The sequence below is a fragment of the Luteimonas sp. TWI596 genome, assembly GCF_039674105.1.
GTDB lineage: Bacteria > Pseudomonadota > Gammaproteobacteria > Xanthomonadales > Xanthomonadaceae > Luteimonas.
Window position 1 is genome coordinate 165,668 of the sequence record NZ_JBDJMU010000003.1, and the last position, 20,171, is coordinate 185,838.

A 20,171-nucleotide genomic window follows, 5' to 3' on the forward strand; every position below is an offset into this window, starting at 1 on the left:
GGTGCCTCGATCGACCGCACTGCTCGAAAACGAAGAAGGCCGCACAGTGTGCGGCCTTCTTTTTGGCGCTTCTCAACACCGGGGCCCAGAACCGCAGAACCGGGGTCAGAGTGCAATTTAGCGTCGCGAAACTGCACTCTGACCCCGGTTTTGGCCATGGCGCGCGCAACCCGGCTTCGGAGACGAGCGCGGCTCGGCTAGGCGTCTGCGTTTGCTGGTCGGGTGCGACGCCCCAATCCCCAAGCGCGGCTCAGCGCCAGATCCGGACCTGGTCCTCGGCCTTGCGATTGAGCGCGTCGCTGGCCTTGCACTGGAAGGTCTCGGCGAACGCCGGCAGGTTGGCGACCGGGCCGTTGGCGCGCCACTGGCCGGGGGCCTGCGGACTGGTCGCGGCGTTGCGCGTCGCGGTATCGACCGCCGACTGCTGCCGCCACAACTGCGCCCAGGCGTTGAAGAACGCCTCGCGCGACGGCTTGGCGAGCTCGGGCGTGGCCTGCTGCAGCGCATCCCAGGCCAGCTCCACGCCCGCCAGGTCGGCGGCATTCTCGTCGCGGGTCAATGCCCCGTTGACGTTGACCCCGGCCAGGCCGGGATAGGGATAGCCGTTGTACTGGGTGACCAGGCGGTCGGTCGCCTGCATCCACGCCGCATCGTCGGCCGGGGTCCACCAGGTGCGCAGGGCGTCGTTGCTGTCGACCGACTTGCCCTTGATGTCGACCGCGCGGCTCATCTCATGGCCGACCAGCGCGCCGAAGGTGCCGTAGTACGCCGCGCTGTCCTGGGCCATGTCCAGCACCGGCGCCTGCAGCACCGCGGCCGAGACGATGATCCGGTTCTGCGCCGGGTCGTAGGCCAGCGCCGGTGTCTGCGGCAACACGTCCCAGCGGCGGGCGGCATTGGTCTGGCCGATGCGGCGCATTTCCTGGCCGTGACGCCAGGTCGCGGCGATGAGCATGTTGCTGCCGAAGCTGCCGCGGCCCATCGGCTGGACGGTGTAGTCGATGTCCTGCACCGGTGCGCCGATTTCGATCCGCAGCTTCGCCAGCTTGGCGCGCGCTTCGGCCTTGGTCGGCTCGCTCATCCAGGTGCTGCGGTCGATGCCGCGTCCCAGCGCGTCGCGCACCTGGCCGGCGATCGTCTCGGCGCGCGCACGGGTGGCGTCGGGCAGGTGGCGGCCGATGTACTCGCGCGAGACCATCGGGCCGGCGGCGCGGTTGATCGCCGCCAGCACCTGTTGCCGGCGCTCGGGCTGGGCGGCTTCGCCGCGCAGGATGCGACCGTGGAAATCGAATTCGGCATCGCGGAAGCGCTTGGACAGGTACGGCGCCATCGCATTGCCGATATGGAAGCGCAGATAGGCCTTCCACTGTTCGGGCTTGAGCGTGTTGACCAGCGTATCGAGCTGTTGGAACAGCGCCGCATCGGCCAGCGAGACCTGGGTGGCGGTCACGTGCTGCGCCTGGAGGAAATCCTCCAGTTGCAGGCGACGGTACTGCTTGCCCAGGCCGGCGACGTCGACCAGCGCGTATTGCGTGCGCGGGTCGCGGATGTCGGCCAGCGGCTTGGAGGCGGCGGCGATGCGGCGCTCCAGGTCGAGCACCAGCGCGGTGTCGGCCTCGAGCCGGTCCTCGGTGGTGCCGGTCAGCGCCAGGATGTTGCGCACGTACTGCGTGTACTGCGCGAACACCGCCTGGGTCTGGGCATCGCCACGGCTGTAGTAGGCCGGGTCGGGCAGGCCCAGGCCGCCCTGCACGAAGTAGGCGATGTTGCGATTGAGGTCCGCCACATCGACCTCGGCACCGAAGTTGAAGACCACCGGGATGCCGACCGAATGCAGCGCGGCGATCGACGGCGCGATGTCACGGGTGCGGCGGATGCCGTCGATGCGCGCGATCAGTGGTGCGATCGGCTTGGCGCCGTCCGCCTCGACCGCGGCCTCGTCCAGGCCGCTGGCCCAGAAATCGCCCAGCAACTGCTGCACGTTGTTCTGCGGCGCTTGCATCGCGGCATCGAGCAGGTCGTACTGCTGCTGTTGCGCCAGCGCCTGCAGTTCGCCGAGCGCCGAGCGCGTGCCCTGGCCGGCGACCAGGACGTTGGCGGCCAGCCAGTCCTTGTTGACGACGGCGTACAGGTCGCTGCAGGCGGTGACCGGCGGCGGACCTTTGGGGGCGGCTGCGCGCCGGCGTTGGGCATCGGCGTCGGTGCTCAGGCCCACGAGCAGGGCGATCGACGCGGCGAGCAGGGCCGGGCGGGCGAGGGGGGAATGGATCGACATTGCAGCTTCCGTTCGGCGTGATGCGGGCAAGTCTAGCAAGCGCCGTAGAGGCCGACGTGCAGACGCGCGCGGCGTTCCCGGCGCCGGTCGGCGGGCGTCCGCCAACGCCGCGATGGCCCCGAAACGACGAGGCCCGGCGTCGCCGCCGGGCCTCGCTGGTCAGCCGATCGGGGCTGGCCGGGGCGTTACCAGATCACCACCTGGCGCTCGCCGTCGCGCACCATCGGGTCGCCCGGCTTGCACTGGAACGCGGCCGCGAACGCCGGCAGGTTGGACGGCGCGCCGATCGCGCGGAACGACGAGAGCGCATGCTCGTCGGTCGCCAGCCGCTGGGTCAGCTGCTCGGGCGTGAAGTTGCGGCGCCACACCGTGGCCCAGCTCAGGAAGAAGCGCTGGTCGCGGGTCATGCCGTCGGTCATCGGGTCGGGCGTACCGGCGGTGGCCTTCTTCATTGCATCGTAGGCCGTCGCCAGGCCGCCCAGGTCGGCGATGTTCTCGCCCAGCGTGTGGTTGCCGTTGAGCGCACGGCCATCCGGCAGGCGGTAGTCGTTGAACTGCTGGACGAGCTTGCCGGTCCGCGCCTTGAAGCCGGCGAAGTCCTCCGGCGTCCACCAGTCCTCCATGTTGCCGGTGGGTCCGAAGCGCGCGCCCTGGTCGTCGTAGCCGTGCGTCATCTCGTGGCCGATCACCGCGCCGATGCCGCCGTAGTTCATCTCGTCGGTGGCTTCGGGATCGAAGAACGGCGGCTGCAGGATCGCGGCCGGGAACGTCAGCTGGTTGGCCAATGGGTTGTAGGAGGCATTGACCGTCTGCGGGCGCATGCCCCACTCGGACTTGTCGACCGGCTTGCCGATCTTGCCCAGATCCCACTTGTAGTTGAACTCGGTCGCCGCCAGCACGTTGCCCAGATAGCTGTCGCGCGAGGTCGTCAAGCCGCTCCAGTCGCGCCACTTGTCCGGGTAGCCCACGCGCGGCTCGAACGTCTCCCACTTGGCCAGCGCCTTGCGCTTGGTCTCAGGGCTCATCCACTCCAGGTGCTCGATGCGCTGCTTGAGCGCATCGCTGAGGTTGGCGATCAGCGCCTCCATCTTGGCCTTGGACTCCGGCGGGAACGCGACCTGCACGTACAGCTGGCCCATCGCGTGGCCGATCTCGTTGTCGACCGTGCCGAGCACCCGCTTCCAGCGCGGCTCGATTTCCTTCTGGCCGCCCAGCGTGCGGTCGTAGAACGCGAAGTGCTGCTGCACGAAGGCATCCGACAGGTATGGCGAGGCCCCGTCGACGAGGTGGAAGCGCAGGTAGGCCTTCCACTGCTCGACCGGCACGTCGACCAGCATCTTGTCGACTTCCTGGTGGAACTCGGGCACCGACAGCGACAGCGTCTGCGGCACCGCGACGCCCTGCGACTCGAAGAACGTCGTCCAAGGGAAGTTCGGCGTGAGCTTGTCGGCCTCGGCCACGGTGATCGGGTTGTAGTACAGCCCGACATCGCGCGAGAACGCCTCGCGGGACTTGGAGACCTTGGCGATGCGGGTCTCGAATGCCATCACCTCCTTGGCCTGCGCCTGGGCCTGCTCGGCCGGCACGCCCGACAGTTCGAGCACCTTGGCGATATGGGCGACGTAGGCCTCGCGGATACCGGCCTTGTCGGCGGCGCTGTAATAGGTGGTGTCGGGCAGGCCGAGGCCGCCCTGGCCGGTCGCGGCGATGTTGACCGAGGAATCCTTGAAGTCCGGCATCGCGCCGATGCCCCACAGGAAGCCCTGGCCCTTGGCCGCGCTCGTACGCAGCCACTGCGCGATCGACGCGCTGTCGGTCAGGCCATCGATCGCGGCCAGTTCGCCCTGCAGCGGCGCCAGCCCCTGCGCTTCGATCGCGGCCTCGTCCATGCCGGTGGCCCAGAAATCGCCGACCAGCTTCTCGATGCCGGTCGCATCGGTGTGTTCGGCTGCCTGCTGGGCGAGCTGGTGCTGAACCGCGGTCGAGCGCTCGTCGAGCATTTCGAACGCGCCCCAGGAGCTGCGGTCGCCGGGGATCGGATTGGCCGCCAGCCACTTGCCGTTGACGTAGCCGCCGAAGTCGGCGCAGGCGTTCTTGGTCGTGTCCAGATCGTCGATCAGGAAGCGGTTGTAGGGCGGCAGCGCGGTCTCGTCGAGATGGAATGTCGGCGCCTGGGCCGTCTGCGGTGCGTCGGCGGCGGGGGCCGCGGCGTCCTGGCCGCCCGAGCAGGCGGACAGCGCGAGCACAACGGCGCCGGTCAGCAGCAGGCGCTTGGGAACGATGGCAATCAAGACAGTCTCCGGGAGAGCGGCGCCGGACGGCGCCCTGTGAGCGCGCACTCTACGCCTGCCCCCGGGCGCCTGGGGGTGTCGAAGGTCATGCGGCAATCGCCAGATTCCGCATGGTCAACGAGGTCGATCGTCGCCCGTGCTGAGTATCGGGCGGCTGTCAGTGCGGGTCGGCGGGCGGAGGCGCGGGGTCATCGTTCAACGACCGCCCCTCGCGCCGCGGCCGGGTGAACGGCACGGGCTTGGGGCCTGGCGCGTCGGTGTTCTTGATCAGCAGCGGGATGCCGGCGCGGGTGTCGTTGTTCGCGGTTTCCAGGTCGAAGCGTTCGGCGTCGAGGCGGCGCACCTGGGCGGCGATCGCATCGGCTTCGTCGTCGTCGACCCCGAGTGCGCGCAGCGCAGCGGCGCCGAACAGCACCGCCGATTCGAAGGTCTCGCGTACCTGCACGTCGACGCCGGCATTGACCAGCTTCAGTGCATGCTCGCGGTCGTAGGCGCGGACCAGCAGCCGGGCCTGGGGGAATTCGTGGGTGACCAGTTCGACGATGCGGTCGGCGGCATCGCGATCGTCGACGCAGACCGCGATCGCGCGGGCGCTGTGCGCACCCGAGGCGTGCAGCACGTCGAGCCGGGTGCCGTCGCCGTAGTAGACCTTGAAGCCGAAGTCGGCGGCGCTCTGGATCATCTCGATGTCGGTGTCGATGATCGTCACGTCGACGTCCCGGGCCAGCAGCGACTGACTCATGACCTGACCGAAGCGACCGAAGCCGATGATCAGCACGCTGCCGGTCTGGTCGGCGACGGCCTCCACGCCATCGAGCGAGGGCCGATCACGGCGGGCTGTCCAGCGTCCAGCGGCCAGGACCACCAGTGGGGTAAGCGCCATCGACAGCACGACGACGGCGGTCAGGGTGGCGTTGACCCGGGCCTGGATCAGGCCGCTCGCGGCCGCGGCGGCGAACAGCACGAACGCGAACTCGCCACCCTGGGCCATCAGCACCGCGCGTTCGAGCGCTTCGCGATGGCCGCTGCGGGTGACACGCGCGACGACGTAGATGCACAGGGCCTTGGTCGCCATCAACGCCAGCACCGCCGAGACAATCAGCGGCCAGTCCTCGACCACCACCGCCACATCCAATGCCATGCCCACGCCAAGGAAGAACAGGCCCAGCAGCAGGCCGCGGAACGGTTCGATGTCGGCTTCGATCTGGTGCCGGAACGCGGATTCGGACAGCAGCACGCCGGCCAGGAATGCGCCCATCGCCATCGACAGCCCGCCTAGTTGCATCAGCAAGGCCGCACCGAGCACCACCAGCAGCGCGGCGGCGGTCATCACCTCGCGCGCGCGCGCGGCGGCGAGGATCCGGAACAGGGGATTGAGCAAGTAGATGCCGGCCACGACCAGTGCGGCCAGCGAGCCGATGCCGGTCGCGATCGCCGTCCAGCGCGACGGCGCGTCGGCTGCGGCCTCCGGCGTCGGCGACAGGAACGCGATCGAGGCCAGCAACGGCACGATCAGCAGGTCTTCGAACAGCAGCACCGAGACGATCTTGCGGCCGTGCGGCAGCGCGATCTCGCCGCGCTCCGACAGCAGTTGCATGACCACTGCGGTCGAGGTCATCACGAAGCCGGCGGCGCCGACGAACGCGACCGGCCAGGGGAAGCCGAACGCATACGCCACCAGGGTCAGCGCGGTGGTCGCGAGCAGGATCTGCAAGGCGCCCAGCCCGAAGATCTGCCGGCGCAACGCCCACAGGTGCGAGGGCCGCATCTCCAGGCCGATCACGAACAGGAACATCACCACGCCCAGTTCGGCCACATGCAGGATCGCCTGTGGGTCGGAGAACCAGCCCAGGCCGAACGGGCCGATCGCCAGGCCCGCGGCGAGATAGCCGAGCACCGAGCCCAGACGGAACCGTCGAAACAGCGGTACGGCGACGACCGCTGCACCCAGCAACGCGACCAGTTGGACCAACTGACCGGTGGTGTCGTGGGCGTCGGCGGCCATCGGTCAGCGCCTCGGCGCCATCGCCGACAACAACAGGAAACCGCCGGCCAGCCCCAGTTGCTGCAGGAACTGCAGCATCTGACCGGTGCGGGCGGCAGCGCGCACCGCCCAGAACGGATGCGAGAGCAGAGCATCGATGAGCACCAGTACGACGGCCGCCAACGCGGTCCAGCGCAGCTGCCAGCCGGCGACGATCAGTACGCCCACCAGCAATTGGGCCAGGCTGAAGGCCAGCGTCGTGTCGGAGGTCGGCGCGCCGCGCAGCGCCGCCCACAGGCGCAGCGCGCCGGCGACGATGAAGACCGCGGCGAGCAGCCAGCGACCGAGCGTGACCGCGCCGCCGTGGGCGCCGGAACCAGAGGCCATCGAAAACTCCGTGAACGGGAACCCGACGCAGCGTGCCATATGCGCTGTGCAACGCACAGACCCGGTCCGCGACGATGGCGCCGCGGGCCGCAGTGCCCTAGAATGGGCGGGTCCTGCAGCGCGGTCGCCCACCCAAGGTCCCCGGACCCGGTCACGATCCTGGTATGCCGTCGGCGCTTCGCGCCGTTCCGGTCCTTATCCCGCACGTCTTTCGTCGCGCAGACACGGTGCCCGGGCGTTCCCGGTGCCGTCACATCGGATCTCGCAGCGCGGTTTACGGATAGCTCCGGGGTCCATCGCCATCGTCACGGCCATCGGCTGTCGCCCGCATGCGCGGGCCGCCGGGACGTGGACTGGCCCACAGGAGTCCTTGCATGACCACGTTCGAAACCCTCGGGCTGTCGCCCGCGCTGCTGCGCGCGCTGACCGAAACCGGCTACACCACCCCCACCCCGATCCAGGCCGAAGCCATCCCGCTGGTGCTGGGCGGACACGATGTGCTGGGCGGCGCCCAGACCGGCACCGGCAAGACTGCCGCGTTCGGCCTGCCGCTGCTGCAGCGCCTGGCCAAGGAGACCCCGCCCAAGGGGCCGCGCAAGCCGCGCGCGCTGATCCTGGTGCCGACCCGCGAGCTCGCGGTGCAGGTGTCCGACAACCTCAAGGCGTACGGCCGCCACCTGCGCATGAATGTCACGACGATCTTCGGCGGCGCAGGCATGCAGCCGCAGATCGATAACCTGCGCCGTGGCGTCGACATCCTCGTCGCCTGTCCGGGTCGCCTGCTCGACCATATGGATTCGGGCCATGCCAAGCTCGACGCGGTCGAGCTGCTGGTGCTCGACGAAGCCGACCGCATGCTCGACATGGGCTTTTTGCCGCAGATGAAGCGCATCCTCGGCCGTGTGCCCAAGGCGCGCCAGACGCTGCTGTTCTCGGCCACGTTCGAGCCGCGGATCAAGGCGCTGGCGCTGGAGTTCATGCGCGATCCCAAGCAGGTGCAGGTCGCGGCCAACAGCACGATCGCCGACACCATCGCCCACCGCGCCCACCCGGTCGACAACAGCCGCAAGCGCGATCTGCTGGTCGATCTGCTGTCCAAGCGCCACACCGACCAGGTGCTGGTGTTCGGCAAGACCAAGCACGGCTGCAACCGCCTGGCCGAGCAGTTGGCCGAGTCCGGTCTGCCGTCGGTGGCGATCCACGGCAACAAGAGCCAGGCGCAGCGGCAGAAGGCACTGGATGCGTTCAAGTCCGGCCGCGCCCGCATCCTGGTCGCGACCGACGTCGCCGCGCGCGGACTCGATATTCCGAACCTGCCGCTGGTGATCAACCACGATCTGCCGATGGTCGCCGAGGACTATGTGCACCGCATCGGCCGGACCGGCCGCAACGGCGCGTCGGGCGAGGCGCTGTCGCTGGTGTCGCCGGAGGAGGGCGGTCTGCTGCGCCAGATCCAGCGCATGCTCAAGGCCGAGATCGATATGAGCGCGGTCGAGGGCTACGAGCCGAGCCAGCCGGTCCGGCTGGATACGCCGATCCCGAAGAACGGCGGCGGTCAGCGTCGCCAGCCCGCCGGTGGTCGTCCGGGCGCGCGCATGGGCGAGCAGAAGCCCGGCGGCCAGCGTCCGCCGCGCAAGCCCGCGGCGCGCGGTCATGGCAAGCCGCAGGAGCGCGGCGCGCATGCGCACGCCGGTCCCAGGCCGCACCGCCAGGGCGCGGGCCGGTCGCAGGGCGCACGGCAAGACACCCGCGTCTGAGCCATCGGCGCGCGGCATCCCACCCCGCTTCCGCTTGCCGGAAGCGGGGTTTTTTTTGGAGGTTCTCGCCTGGTCGGAAGGACGCTTGCGTCTGCCCGCTCGCGCAGTGCGGTCGTCCTCGGTGAGCGCATCGCGCGGGCCGGCCATTGCGTCCCTGCTCTGCAAACACAAAACCGGGGTCAGAGTGCAATTTCGCGAGGCGAAATTTCACTGTGTCCCCGGTTTATGCGGCGAGCCGTCAGCCGTTATTGCGCGTGACCTTGCGCGGGGCCGATGGCGTCTTGGGCACCGTGCGCTGCGGCGTCGCGGCCGAGCCGCCGTGCGCGGCGATGAAGTCGCGGACCTGCGGGTAGACCTGGTTGCGCCAGCGGCGGCCGCTGAAGATGCCGTAGTGGCCCGCACCTTCGACGGTGAGGTGGGCGCGGTCGGTCTCGGCGATGCCGGTGCACAGCGTGTGAGCCGCGCGCGTCTGGCCTTCGCCGGAGATGTCGTCGAGTTCACCTTCGACCGTCAGTAGCGCGGTGCCGGTGATCCGCGACGGGTCGACCGGTTCGCCGGCCACCACCCAGCGCCCGCGCGGCAGCAGGTGCTGTTGGAACACCACGCGGATCGTGTCGAGGTAGTACTCGGCCGGCATGTCGAGCACGGCGTTGTACTCGTCGTAGAACCGGCGGTGCGCCTGCGCGTCCTCCAGGTCGCCCTTGATCAGGTTCTCGTAGAACGCCCGGTGCGATTCCAGGTGCCGTTCGGGATTCATCGCCATGAAGCCCATGTGCTGCAGGAAACCCGGATAGACCAGGCGCCCGCGCCCGGGGTAGTTCATCGGCACCGGGTGGATGACGTTGTGCTGGAACCACGACAGCGGCTTTTCGGTCGCCAGGTTGTTGACCGCGGTCGGCGACTGCCGGGTGTCGATCGGCCCGCCCATCATCACCAGCGAGCGCGGCGTCGGCTCGCCACGCGCGGCCATCAGCGACACGGCCGCGAGCACTGGCACGGTGGGCTGACAGACGCTGATCACGTGCAGATCCTCGGCACCGATGTGACGGATGAAGGTCTCGATGTAGGTGACATAGTCGTCGAGCGAGAACCCCCCGGACTCGGTGGGCACCATCCGCGCGTCCACCCAGTCGGTGATGTAGACCTTGTGGTCGCGCAGCAGCGTGCGCACGGTATCGCGCAACAGCGTGGCGTGGTGGCCCGACAGCGGCGCGACTACCAGCACCCGCGGCTGGGCGCGGATCACCTCCAGGTGCGCCGGATCGTCGGTGTAGCGCTTGAAGCGCAGCAGCTTGCAGAACGGCAGTTCCAGTTCGTCGAGCTGCACGACCGGATAGGTGCGGTCGTTGTGCTCGACCGAATGGATGTCGAAGGCCGGTTTTTCGTAGTCCTTGCCGATCCGGTAGAGCAGCTCATTGGCCGCGGCCACCTGGTCGGCACCCGCCAACTGCGACAGCCAGGTGCCGCCGGGCGCATAGGCGCGCGCGGTGGCGTCGGCCAGCAGCGTCCATGGCTTCATCCACGCGCGGCCAAGTTCGTGCATTTGATAGAACAGCATGGCGGGTATCCGGGGCGGGTTGTGCGTTGCAACATATTCTAGGCCGCATGAACCGGTCCTGCGGCATTGCGACCGGATTCAGCCCGTCATCGGCGCCAATTCGAGCGCGGTGGCGGCGTCGGCCAAGGCCGGCGAGAGCCAGCAATGCGAGCCGAGCGGGCGAAATCCCACGCTGGTGAACCGCGTGCGGTAGAAGCGGGCAGGCCGCTGCCGAAAGCCGTCCTCGTCGCCTTCGGCGCCGTCCTCACGGGCGAACGTCTCCAGGAACGCGACACCGCCGCACAGCTCGGCCAGACCGGGCAGGCCGCGATCGAGTTCGCGCGTGTCCAGGTAATGCATCACGTCGCTGCACACCAGCAGATCGACCGGGGGGCAAGGCCGCAGCATCGCGAAATCGCCGAAGCGCGCGAGGTGCAGGTTGCGCCTGCGCCCATGACGAGCGACGGCGTAGCGGCTGGCATCGAAGCCCAGATACTGCGCCTTGGGGCGCAATTTCAGCAGCGGCGCGCGCCAGGCGCCTTCGCCGCAGCCGATGTCGAGCACGCTGCGCAATGGCCGTTCGAGATGGTATTCGGCGGTCGCGACCGCGAGCGCGACCTTGCGCGCCAGGCGCGCCGGTCCGCCGATGTCGCCGGCGCGATACCAGCGGTCGAAATAGGCACGGTCGTACTGCTTGGCCATCGAAAATGCCGGCACAAAAGGGGCGGCCATTCTAAGCGGCCGTGCCGCGCGCGAACGGACGCGGAGCGACATGCGATCCTATGCGCCAGTCAGAGGAGCCAGCGCGCGATGCAAGCCTATCTGTGGGTCAAGACGTTTCACCTGGTGTTCGTGATGGCCTGGGTCGCCGCTGCGTTCTATTTGCCGCGGATCCTGATCAACCTGGTCGAGGCGCAGGGCCGCGTCGACGTGCACGAGCGGCTGGTACTGATGGGGCGTCGGCTGTATCGCTTCGGCCACGTGATGGCAGGCCTGGCGGTCGCGCTGGGCCTGGTGCTGTGGCTGGGCTATCGGGTGCTGCCGGATTTCCCGACGATGGTCGGCGGCGCGGGCTGGATGCACGCCAAACTGCTGCTGGTGGCGCTGCTGTTCGCGCATTTCGTCGTCGGTGGCCGCTGGCTCAAGGGCGCCGGCCGCGGCCGCGCGCTGCCCTCGACGCGTGCGCTGCGCTGGTTCAACGAAGTGCCAGTGCTGTTGCTGGTGGGCGTGGTGTATCTGGTGATCGCCAAGCCGTTCTAAAGCCCGATCAAGCACACCGCCCCGGTCGGCGTGTGGCCGACCGGGGCGTGTCCTGTCTCACTTGTGCGCGGTGACGCCGGCGTCGATGCGTGCGTAGCTGCGGTCGCCGAAGCCGCCCGCCGTGCTGCCGTCGGAGATCGAGAACAGCCGCTCCGACAGGCCGTAGTCGCTGTTGCCCAGGTTGCGGCCCAGCGAGAGTGCGAAGTCCCAGGCCTCGGGCGTGGGGTAGCTGCCGTCGCGGTTCTGATAGCCCAGCAAGTGGCCCAGGCTCATATGCGCACCGTTGCCGACCGCGGTGGCGGTCTTGCCGGCCAGTGCGGCCATCTGCTGCTCGCTGAAGCTCAGGCTCACGGTCTGGCCTTCCTGCACCGGCGTGCCGTCGAGGCCGCCGCTCAACGCGGCGTTGAGCATCTGCACATTGCTCTGGTCGACCTTGACGTCGTAGCTGTAGACGCGCGCACTGGCGATCTCGTTGCCGTTCGCGTCCCAGCGCTGGGTCACGTTCATCGGCACATTGCCCGCGTACTGCAGGTCGACGTTGCGTTCGACGCTGCCGTCAGGACGCGTGGTCACGACCATGTTGCCGGTATTGCGGGCGCCGTCGAGCGACAGGTTCACCGGCCCGAGCTTGGCGCTGAGATTGGTCTGCGAGCTGTAGTCCAGGCGCTCGATGGTGGCGACGTCGGCAATGCCGGCGCCGTTGCTCTCGGGCATGCGGCCGGCGGCCAGAAAATCGTTGTAGGCGGCCTGGCCGGCCTCGGTGGACAGGTCGAACTCGGCGGTGCGCAGCGTCGCGCCCGACAGGCTGTCGTTGCGGCCCAGCATGACGTTGCCGATCCCGAACTCCACGCCGACGCCGTTGTAGGCCTTGACCGCCTCGGTCGGCCCCGCGGTCACGCGGACGGTGTCCTCGCCGGTGCGCGCGATCACCGTGCTGACGCCGGTCTCGTCGGTGACCTTGGTCTGCGTGGCGAGATTGCGGAAGGTCGCCTTGAATTCGTTGGTGGTGTAGTCCGAGCCGTTCATCGTGACGGTGGACCCCACCGGCATCGAGCGCGGCGAGAACGGGTTGACCGACAGCGGGTCGACACCGGCATCGGCCGGCATCGCGACCTGGTAGCTGGCGCGGATGCCGTCGGTCCGGCCGAGCTCGACGCCGGCCTGCGGCGTGTTCACGCCGCCCTTGAGGAACACCGAGACGTCGGTCGAGGCCTTATACGTGGTCACGCCATCGGCGGTGTTGACGCCGCCGGTCACCGACGCATTCGCACCGGCGCCGAAGCTCACGCCATAGCCGTTGGCCGATTTCACCGACTCGCTGAAGGACACGCCGCCCGACGCGGTGACCGAGCCGGCCTCCGGATTGACGCTCACGTTGCCGCTGGCCGACGTGGTGGACTGGTGCACGGTGCCGGCATCGCTGGTGTAGGTGGTGCGGGCGTCGGTGCGCGTGCCCTGATTGGCGCTGATGCCGCCGGTGTTGGAGATCGAGACCCCCTGGCTGTCGCTGTGCGATGTGCGCGTGGGGATCACCAGCTCGTCGCTGGGATAGATCATCTCCGGGTTCACGACCTGCGGGTTCGCCTTGAGCAGGTCCTGCGGCGAAACACCGTACTGGTTCGCGATCTGAACCAGGCTCTCGGCCGGTTGCACGGTGTGGCGCGCGGGCTCGGTGGACGGGGATGCGGGAAGCGACGACGGCGCGTGCGATGCGGCGGGCTGAATGCTCATGCGAAACCTGAAAGGGAGATCCCATTCAGGATAAGAGCCGGGCCTATCGTCGGGACCTGGGGTTGTCCCCAGGTCGGGGCGTAAAACACCCGTCGAGCCAGCCTCGATTCAGCGATGCGCAGTCGCCCTGCGGTTACTGCATCGACCACCCATGACTGACGTTCAAGCTTTGCCCGGTCAGCGCGTTGGTCTCGAATGCGGCCAGCATCAACGCGACGTTGGCGACATCGTCGAGCGTGGTGAATTCGCCGTCCACGGTGTCCTTGAGCATGACCTGGCTGACGACTTCGTCCTCGCTCAGCCCCAGCGCCTGTGCCTGTTCGGGAATCTGCTTGTCCACCAGTGGCGTCCGCACGAAGCCAGGGCAGACCACGTTCGCGCGCACGCCGTATTCGGCGCCTTCCTTGGCCACCGTGCGGGCCAGGCCGAGCAACCCGTGCTTGGCGGTGACGTAGGGGGCCTTGAGCTTGGAGGCGAGGTGGGAATGCACCGAGCCCATGTAGATGATCGCGCCGCCTGCGCGGCGCTTGGCCATGTCGCGCAGGCATTCGCGGGTGGTCAGGAACGCGCCGTCGAGATGGATTGCGAGCAGCCGTTTCCAGTCGGTGAAGTCGAAGTCGACGATCGGACTGACGATCTGGATGCCGGCGTTGGCGACCAGCACGTCGATCCTGCCGTAATGCGCGATCGCGCGGGCGATCCCGTCCACGACCTGCGCCTCGTCGGCGACATTCATCGCCAACGCCAGGGCATCGCCGCCGGCGCTGCGGATCTGGCCGGCGACCGTCTCGGCGGCCTCGGCCGCCAGGTCGGCGACGACCACCCGTCCGCCAGCCGCGGCATAGACCTCGGCGATGCGCCGGCCGATGCCGCTGGCTGCGCCGGTGACCACGCAGACCTTGCCGTCGAGACGATTCATGCGCGCGTTCGTCATGGGGAAGATGCCGCGCAGCTTAGCGCGGCCGCGGGCACGTGCGTCAGTGCGTGCGCGCCGGCGCCGGCCTCGGCAGCTCGACCGGCACGCCGTCGGCGTTGCAGTGGCCATCTGCACACAGCTTGGTACGCAAGGCTGGCGTGGCCTGCACGATGATGTGGTAGATCGCGTTCTGCTCCATCGTGCCGCGCACCGCGTCGCTGCCCGGACCGCGCGCCCAGATACCGACGTCGTCGCCGCCATGCGACTCGCTCTTCATCGGCACCAGCGCCTCCTGCATGTAGTCCGGGTGCTCGGTGTCGACCGCGCGCAGGTCCGGACGTCCGTGCGCCGGCTCGACGCTGCGGGGTGCGTGGGGGTGGGTCTTGGGGCCGGCCGGTTGCTGGTCGCTGGCGCCGGTGTAGCCCGGGCCGTTGGCATAGGACAGCGTGGTGTAGGGCAGGCCGGTGGCATCGAGCGCATAGGCGGTGGGGTCGCCCTCTTCGCCGGTACGGCCGCGGACCTTGCCCAGGATCGGATTGCCGCGCGCCGGATAGCCGACGAAGTTCAGCGTGTGCGAGTGGTCGGCGGTGACCAGGATCAGCGTGTCGTCGGCGGAGGTCAGATCGACGGCCGCCTGCACCGCGCGCGACATCGAGACGGTCTCGTCCAGGGCGCGGAACGCGTTGCCGGCGTGGTTGGCGTGATCGATGCGGCCGCTCTCGACCAGCAGCACGTAGCCCTTGCCGTCGCGCGAGAGGGCGTCGATCGCGAAGCGCGTCATCGTTTCCAGGTCGGGCTGGCCATCAGGACCGGTATCGCGGTCGTGCTCGTAGTCCATGTGGCTGAGGCCGAACAGCCCCAGCACCGACGACGATGCACGCGCCGCTTGCAACTGCCGCGTGGTCCAGACGAATGCGCCATCGGGCCGGGCCGCCTGCCACTCTTCGACGAGGTTGCGTCCGTCGCGGCGTTGGCCGCGGATGCCGGGCATCACCTCCGCATCGGGCAGGAACGGCCGGGCGCCACCGCCCAGGGCGACGCGCGGGCCGTAGCCATCGCGTACCGCGTCGACGAACTGGCTGGCGATGTCGCGGCAGCCGGCCGCGCGTGCGGCCTCGGGCATGTCGACATCGCTTTCCCAGTTGCGGTCCGGGACGTGGGCGTAGGTCGCGGCGGGGGTGGCGTGGGTCAGCCGCGCGGTCGTCACGATGCCGGTCGCAAGGCCGGCCTCGGCGGCCAGGCGCAGCCACGACTGCAGGTGCCGGCCCTGGCTGTCGGCGCAGTCGGTGCGGTCGCCGGCCGAGACGCCGATCGCGCCCATGTGCGACTTCACACCGGTGGCGACCGCGGTCATCGTGCCGGCCGAATCGGGCGTCTGCGAATCGGTGTTGTAGGTCTTGCTCAACCCGGTGTGCGGGAAGTGCTCCCAGCTCAGCTGGTGCTCCTCGCCGCTGCCGCCGTTGCGCTGGCCTTCGAGAATCCGGGCCGCGGCGACCGTGGTCAGGCTCATGCCGTCGCCGAGGAAGACGATGACGTTCTTCGCGTTCCCGGCCATCGCGCCATTGCCCGCTGCGCGCGCGGCGCCGCTGCGGTACCACCATTGCGCGGTCTCGTCGGCGGGACGGGCGGCGACGGGGACGTCGACGTGCAGTGCGGTGCCGGCCTGGGGCGGCGTGGGGATGTCGATGGAGGCGCAGGCGGCGCAGAGCAGGGTCAGGGTGCAGGCGAGGCCCGCGGAGAGAACGCGCATGGAGAGTCGGCCCGGTAACGAAAAGATGCGCCTCCATTATGCCCGCCCCGCATGGCAGGCTCGTGTCGGTCGCGCGGCGCGCTACCATCGGAGCGCCGGCGAGGCGACTCCCCCACGCCTGCCGGCGCGGAACGACGACGATGACGCTGACCATTGCGCTGCTCGAAGACGACGACATGCTGCGCGAGCGCATCCTGCTGCCGCGCCTGGCCGACTTCGGCTTTCAGATCGAAGGCATGGCCAGCGCCGCCGAACTCGAGCAGCGCCTGCGCCGCGGCGTGCCGGACATCGTGGTACTGGATGTCGGCCTGCCCGACGCCAGCGGCTACGACGTCGCGCGGAGCTTGCGTATGCGCCATCCGCGGATGGCGCATCGTGATGCTGACCGCCCGGCGCGATACGCCCGACCGGGTGCGCGGGCTCAACGAAGGGGCTGATGCCTATCTGGCCAAGCCGGTGGAGATCGACCTGCTGGCGGCGACCCTGCACAGCCTCGCCCGTCGCCTGCACGGCGATGCGCCGTCGCCGGCACCGGCCGATGGCTGGCGACTGGCCGACAACGGCTGGCGTCTGGTCGGGTCCAGCGGCCACGGCGCGGCGCTGACCAAATCCGAGCGGCGGATGCTGCAGTGCCCGGTCGAAGCCGAGGGCGAGACAGTCGCGCGCGACCGCCTGATCGCCGCGGTCTCCGACAACGTCCATGACTTCGATCCGGCCACCGAGACCTGCGCACTCGGCACCCAACTGTTCAATGGCGCCGACGTCACCGGCCTGGCCTCCAACGGCGAGGGCGCGCTTCCGCTTCGAGGCGCAGGCCGGTCGCACGTTGACGCTGATGACGCTGGCCGGCCCCGGCAACGTCACCCTGCTCGCGCGCTATGGCGCACCGCCAACGTCGACCGACGACGCGTTCCGCTCGGCGCGTGCGGGCAGCAATATCGAAACGATCCGCATCACCGCGCCCCAGGCGGGCACGTATGACCTGCAGTTGAGCGGCAGCTACACCGGGCTGACTGTCGTCGCCCGCCAGTAGTTGCATCCGCGCACTTGGTGGCAGTCGATGTCGCCGGGCGTTGCACTGATGGGACGCTGGCGTCGCGGCAGGGGCATCGCCAACCCCCATGCGCTCACGTATCGTCGCAGTTCGACGTTTCGGGCAGGCCGCAATGAACGCAGTGGCATGGTGGTTCAGGATTCCGTTCTGGCAGCGCGTGCTCGGTGCCTTCGTGCTCGGCGCGCTGGCCGGCTGGCTGCTCGGGCCGGCAGCCGGCACCTGGCTGCAGCCACTGGGCACGCTGTACGTCAACCTGATCCGGATGATCGCGGTGCCGCTGGTGTTCTTCGCGGTCATCAATGCGGTCGCCGCCTTGCACGGGCAGCAGTCGATCGCTGCGCTCGGCGGGCGCACGTTCGGCTGGTTCGCCGCGACCGCGGTGCTCGCGGTGGGCGTCGGCTTCGCTGTCGCCTACACCTTCAATCCCGGGCTCGGCGTGGAGCCGGGCTCGCTGACCGTGGCCGCCGACTACACCCCGCGCGAGGTGCCGACCCCGGTCGAGGTGCTGCTGAGTGTGGTGCCGACCAACCCGTTCGCGGCGCTGTCGGAAGGACGGATCCTGCAGGTCATCTTCTTCGCCGGCCTGCTCGGCTTTGCACTGGTCAAGCTCGGCGAGCGCGTGGCGGCGCTGCGCACGCTGGTCGGCCAGGCGTCGGATGCGATGATCCAGGTCACGCGCTTCGTGCTCGAGATGACCCCGCTCGGCACCTTCGGCCTGATCGCCGCCCTCGTGGGCACCTACGGCTTCGAGAAGCTGCTGCCGTTGGGCAGCTTTGTGATCGCGCTGTATGTCGCGTGCGCCGCGCACATCGTCATCGTCTACAGCGGCCTGCTGCTGGTGCATGGACTCAATCCGCTGAAGTTCTTCCGCGGCGCCGCGCCCGGCATGCAGGTCGCGTTCGTCAGTTCGTCGAGCCTGGCGGCGATGCCGGTCGCGCTGCGTGCGGTCACCCACAACCTGGGCGTGAACCGCGACTACGCCGCGTTCGCGGTGCCGCTGGGTGCGACGATCAAGATGGACGGCTGCGGCGCGATCTATCCGACGTTGGCCTCGGTATTCATCGCGCAGTATTTCGGCATCGAGCTGAGTTTCGCGCAGTACGCGGCGATCCTGCTGGCCTCGGTGCTCGGCAGCTTCGGCACCGCTGGCGTGCCGGGCACGGCAGTGGTGATGGCGACGGTCGTGCTGTCGGCGGCCCGCCTGCCGCTCGAGGGCCTGGGCCTGCTGCTGGCGATCGACCGGATCCTGGACATGATGCGCACGATGACCAACGTCACCGGGCAGATGCTGGTGCCGGTGCTGGTCGCGCGCGAGACTGGCCTGCTCGATCGCGAGGTCTTCGAGGCGGCGAGCAGCAACGTCGGGCTCGACGATCCCGATCCCGACGCCGACGCGCCGCGCTGACGCAGGCGGCGTCGCCGGGCGCCACCTCGCCCAGCGTTGCAGGGCGCGGTTGAGTGGCGCGTTGGGTCGCGGCTCGAACATCGGCAGGCCCTGGTCCTGCAGCGGCATCCGGCCGCAGTCCACACTGCGTTCTGGCCCGAACAATCGGCGTTGCGGGCGACTGCATCGGCGGCCAGCGGCAAAGCCGGCATGTCGGGACAGCACGTGAGCACGGTTGCGCTGGGCGAACGCCGCCCCGGCGTCCTGCAGCCGACGATCGGGCGCCATCGCGTGCCGACGGACGGCAAGTGTGAGCGGCGCGTGCAGGCCGGGGCATGACCTGCGGCACACCGCGACGCCGGCGATGCGGCCTATAGTCGGGCTTCGCGCCCCCGGGAGCGGGGCGGCAAGGGGATCGACATGAGACGACTCGCAGGACTGGGCGGTGCATGCGTGCTGCTCGCGATGTTGGCCGCGCCGGCGGCCGCGCAGACCGCCGACTGGCAACTGCCGATCGAGACCCGGCGCCTGGACAACGGGCTGACCGTCGTGGTGTCGCAGGACCGCAGCTCGCCCACCGTCGGCGTCAGCGTGGTCTACCACGTGGGCATGCGGCTCGAGCCCGAGGACCGGACGGGCTTTGCGCATCTGTTCGAGCACTTGATGTTCCAGGGCACGCCGATCGCCCCCAAGGGCGTGTTCGACCGCGTGATCCAGGGCGGCGGTGGCCGGCTCAACGGCTCGACGCGGCCCGACTACACCAACTACATCGAGACCGCGCCGGTGTCGGCGCTCGCGCCGATTCTGTGGCTGGAAGCGGATCGGATGAAGACGCTCGACTTCTCTGCGCAGAACCTGAAGAACCAGCAGGACGTGGTCAAGGAAGAGATCCGCGTCAATGTGCAGAACCAGCCCTATGGGCTGTTCTTCGTGTTCGACATCAACCGTCTGGCGTTCGACAAGTGGGCCAACGCGCACGATGGTTACGGCAGCTTCAAGGATCTCGAGGGTGCGACGCTGGCCGATGTCGAGGCCTTCCATCGCGATTACTACGGGCCCAACAACGCGGTGGTGGGCATCGTCGGCGACATCGCGCCGGACGAGGCGTTCGCGCTGGTCGAACAGTACTTCGGCGACATCCCTGCACGTGCGACGCCCGCGCGGCCGGACGTGTCCGAGCCACTGAACACGCGCGAAAGGCGCGAAGCGCAGAGCGATGCGCTGGCGCAGGTGCCCGCGCTGGCGGTGGGCTGGAAGATGCCGCCGCGCGGCCATGCCGACCAGGCGCCGATGGCGGTACTGGCGCAGGTGCTCGCCGGCGGCGACGCGTCGCGGCTGTACCAGGGGTTGGTCAAGGGGCGCGAACACCTGCTCAATATCGACGGCGGAGTGGGCTGGCCGCTGGGGCACGCCTGGGACTACGACGGCCCGACGTTGATGACACTGTTCGCCCTCTACAAGCCCGATGTCTCGCCCGACGCCGTGCTCGCCGCGATGGACGAGGAGATCGCGCGGATCGTGGCCGAGGGCGTGCCGGCGCAGACGCTGGCCGCGGCCAAGACCAAGCTGCTGGCCGATTACGTCGACGGCCTCGAGCCGTTCATCTCGCGTGCCGACGAATTGGCCAAGGCGCAGTTGCTGTGGGGCGATGCGAAAACGCTCAACGCAGTGCCCGGCTGGGTGCGGTCGGTGACCGTGGCCGACGTGCAGCGCGTCGCCAGGACTTACCTGACCGACGACAACCGCACTGTCATCGACCGCGTACCGGCCGCGATGGCCCCGGCACGCGGGATCGCCCCGCCGGCCGCACCGGCCCCCGCCACCCCCGCGCAGGACTGAGGAGAC

15 protein-coding genes are annotated in these 20,171 nt (G+C 69.2%); 6 read left to right on the forward strand and 9 right to left on the reverse strand.

Annotated elements, in window-relative coordinates:
- Positions 1 to 250: 250 nt before the first annotated feature.
- From ABE487_RS03450 to ABE487_RS03465, 4 genes are all read right to left on the reverse strand, one after another.
- The gene (locus tag ABE487_RS03450) at positions 251 to 2,275 is read right to left on the reverse strand and encodes a M13 family metallopeptidase (RefSeq protein WP_346452735.1); all 2,025 of its coding nucleotides are present in this window, start codon (positions 2,273 to 2,275) and stop codon (positions 251 to 253) included.
- 185 nt (positions 2,276 to 2,460) lie between these two features.
- On the reverse strand, positions 2,461 to 4,563 hold the full coding sequence (locus ABE487_RS03455) for a M13-type metalloendopeptidase (RefSeq protein WP_346452738.1): 2,103 nt from the start codon (positions 4,561 to 4,563) through the stop codon (positions 2,461 to 2,463).
- Positions 4,564 to 4,723: 160 nt separating this feature from the next.
- The gene (locus ABE487_RS03460; protein WP_346452736.1) at positions 4,724 to 6,571 is read right to left on the reverse strand and encodes a monovalent cation:proton antiporter-2 (CPA2) family protein; all 1,848 of its coding nucleotides are present in this window, start codon (positions 6,569 to 6,571) and stop codon (positions 4,724 to 4,726) included.
- Positions 6,572 to 6,574: 3 nt separating this feature from the next.
- Positions 6,575 to 6,937, reverse strand: a complete 363-nt coding sequence (locus ABE487_RS03465; RefSeq protein WP_346443854.1) for a hypothetical protein — start codon at positions 6,935 to 6,937, stop codon at positions 6,575 to 6,577.
- Between the two features lie 374 nt (positions 6,938 to 7,311).
- Here ABE487_RS03465 and ABE487_RS03470 point away from each other — a divergent pair, with 374 nt between their 5' ends.
- Positions 7,312 to 8,694, forward strand: coding sequence for a DEAD/DEAH box helicase (locus tag ABE487_RS03470; protein ID WP_346446608.1), 1,383 nt, complete (start codon positions 7,312 to 7,314; stop codon positions 8,692 to 8,694).
- Between the two features lie 238 nt (positions 8,695 to 8,932).
- Here ABE487_RS03470 and phaZ read toward each other — a convergent pair whose 3' ends face one another.
- Positions 8,933 to 10,252 (reverse strand): polyhydroxyalkanoate depolymerase, encoded by a 1,320-nt coding sequence (gene phaZ, locus ABE487_RS03475; protein WP_346452862.1) that lies wholly within the window; start codon positions 10,250 to 10,252, stop codon positions 8,933 to 8,935.
- Between the two features lie 78 nt (positions 10,253 to 10,330).
- Entirely contained in the window at positions 10,331 to 10,933 is a 603-nt protein-coding gene (locus ABE487_RS03480; protein ID WP_346446975.1) for a class I SAM-dependent methyltransferase, read from the reverse strand.
- A 108-nt stretch (positions 10,934 to 11,041) separates the two neighbouring features.
- Between ABE487_RS03480 and ABE487_RS03485 the strand changes: the two genes are divergently transcribed.
- Positions 11,042 to 11,491 (forward strand): CopD family protein, encoded by a 450-nt coding sequence (locus ABE487_RS03485; RefSeq protein ID WP_346443858.1) that lies wholly within the window; start codon positions 11,042 to 11,044, stop codon positions 11,489 to 11,491.
- Positions 11,492 to 11,548: 57 nt separating this feature from the next.
- Here the strand turns inward: ABE487_RS03485 and ABE487_RS03490 are convergent, their stop codons facing one another.
- The 3 genes from ABE487_RS03490 to ABE487_RS03500 form a co-directional block, all read right to left on the reverse strand.
- A complete protein-coding gene (locus tag ABE487_RS03490) occupies positions 11,549 to 13,222 on the reverse strand; it encodes a LysM peptidoglycan-binding domain-containing protein (RefSeq protein WP_346452616.1) in 1,674 nt (557 codons plus the stop codon).
- 133 nt (positions 13,223 to 13,355) lie between these two features.
- Positions 13,356 to 14,141 carry a 3-hydroxybutyrate dehydrogenase gene (locus ABE487_RS03495; RefSeq protein ID WP_346443862.1) on the reverse strand — a complete coding sequence of 262 codons (786 nt, stop codon included), beginning with the start codon at positions 14,139 to 14,141 and terminating at the stop codon, positions 13,356 to 13,358.
- A gap of 58 nt (positions 14,142 to 14,199) precedes the next feature.
- The gene (locus ABE487_RS03500) at positions 14,200 to 15,888 is read right to left on the reverse strand and encodes an alkaline phosphatase (protein WP_346452617.1); all 1,689 of its coding nucleotides are present in this window, start codon (positions 15,886 to 15,888) and stop codon (positions 14,200 to 14,202) included.
- 140 nt (positions 15,889 to 16,028) lie between these two features.
- Here ABE487_RS03500 and ABE487_RS03505 point away from each other — a divergent pair, with 140 nt between their 5' ends.
- The 4 genes from ABE487_RS03505 (at position 16,029) to ABE487_RS03520 (ending at position 20,165) form a co-directional block, all read left to right on the forward strand.
- Positions 16,029 to 16,325: a response regulator gene (locus tag ABE487_RS03505; RefSeq protein WP_346443865.1), complete on the forward strand. Its 297-nt coding sequence runs from the start codon at positions 16,029 to 16,031 to the stop codon at positions 16,323 to 16,325.
- Complete coding sequence (locus tag ABE487_RS03510; protein ID WP_346452618.1) at positions 16,264 to 16,869, forward strand: hypothetical protein; 606 nt, start codon at positions 16,264 to 16,266, stop codon at positions 16,867 to 16,869. Before ABE487_RS03505 ends, ABE487_RS03510 begins: the two co-directional genes overlap by 62 nt.
- Positions 16,870 to 17,054: 185 nt before the next feature.
- Complete coding sequence (locus tag ABE487_RS03515) at positions 17,055 to 18,347, forward strand: dicarboxylate/amino acid:cation symporter (RefSeq protein ID WP_346443868.1); 1,293 nt, start codon at positions 17,055 to 17,057, stop codon at positions 18,345 to 18,347.
- A gap of 399 nt (positions 18,348 to 18,746) precedes the next feature.
- Positions 18,747 to 20,165, forward strand: a complete 1,419-nt coding sequence (locus ABE487_RS03520) for a pitrilysin family protein (RefSeq protein ID WP_346452619.1) — start codon at positions 18,747 to 18,749, stop codon at positions 20,163 to 20,165.
- Positions 20,166 to 20,171: the final 6 nt, after the last annotated feature.

What these genes read in the sequence shown, in the direction of transcription:
- ABE487_RS03485 (WP_346443858.1), top strand. Translation starts at nt 11,042, where the DNA reads ATGCAAGCCTATCTGTGGGTCAAGACGTTTCACCTGGTGTTCGTGATG.
- ABE487_RS03520 (WP_346452619.1), top strand. Translation starts at nt 18,747, where the DNA reads ATGAGACGACTCGCAGGACTGGGCGGTGCATGCGTGCTGCTCGCGATG.
- ABE487_RS03490 (WP_346452616.1), bottom strand. Translation starts at nt 13,222, where the DNA reads ATGAGCATTCAGCCCGCCGCATCGCACGCGCCGTCGTCGCTTCCCGCA.
- ABE487_RS03480 (WP_346446975.1), bottom strand. Translation starts at nt 10,933, where the DNA reads ATGGCCAAGCAGTACGACCGTGCCTATTTCGACCGCTGGTATCGCGCC.
- ABE487_RS03495 (WP_346443862.1), bottom strand. Translation starts at nt 14,141, where the DNA reads ATGAATCGTCTCGACGGCAAGGTCTGCGTGGTCACCGGCGCAGCCAGC.
- ABE487_RS03505 (WP_346443865.1), top strand. Translation starts at nt 16,029, where the DNA reads ATGACGCTGACCATTGCGCTGCTCGAAGACGACGACATGCTGCGCGAG.
- phaZ (WP_346452862.1), bottom strand. Translation starts at nt 10,252, where the DNA reads ATGCTGTTCTATCAAATGCACGAACTTGGCCGCGCGTGGATGAAGCCA.
- ABE487_RS03470 (WP_346446608.1), top strand. Translation starts at nt 7,312, where the DNA reads ATGACCACGTTCGAAACCCTCGGGCTGTCGCCCGCGCTGCTGCGCGCG.
- ABE487_RS03500 (WP_346452617.1), bottom strand. Translation starts at nt 15,888, where the DNA reads ATGCGCGTTCTCTCCGCGGGCCTCGCCTGCACCCTGACCCTGCTCTGC.
- ABE487_RS03515 (WP_346443868.1), top strand. Translation starts at nt 17,055, where the DNA reads ATGAACGCAGTGGCATGGTGGTTCAGGATTCCGTTCTGGCAGCGCGTG.
- ABE487_RS03450 (WP_346452735.1), bottom strand. Translation starts at nt 2,275, where the DNA reads ATGTCGATCCATTCCCCCCTCGCCCGCCCGGCCCTGCTCGCCGCGTCG.
- ABE487_RS03460 (WP_346452736.1), bottom strand. Translation starts at nt 6,571, where the DNA reads ATGGCCGCCGACGCCCACGACACCACCGGTCAGTTGGTCCAACTGGTC.
- ABE487_RS03465 (WP_346443854.1), bottom strand. Translation starts at nt 6,937, where the DNA reads ATGGCCTCTGGTTCCGGCGCCCACGGCGGCGCGGTCACGCTCGGTCGC.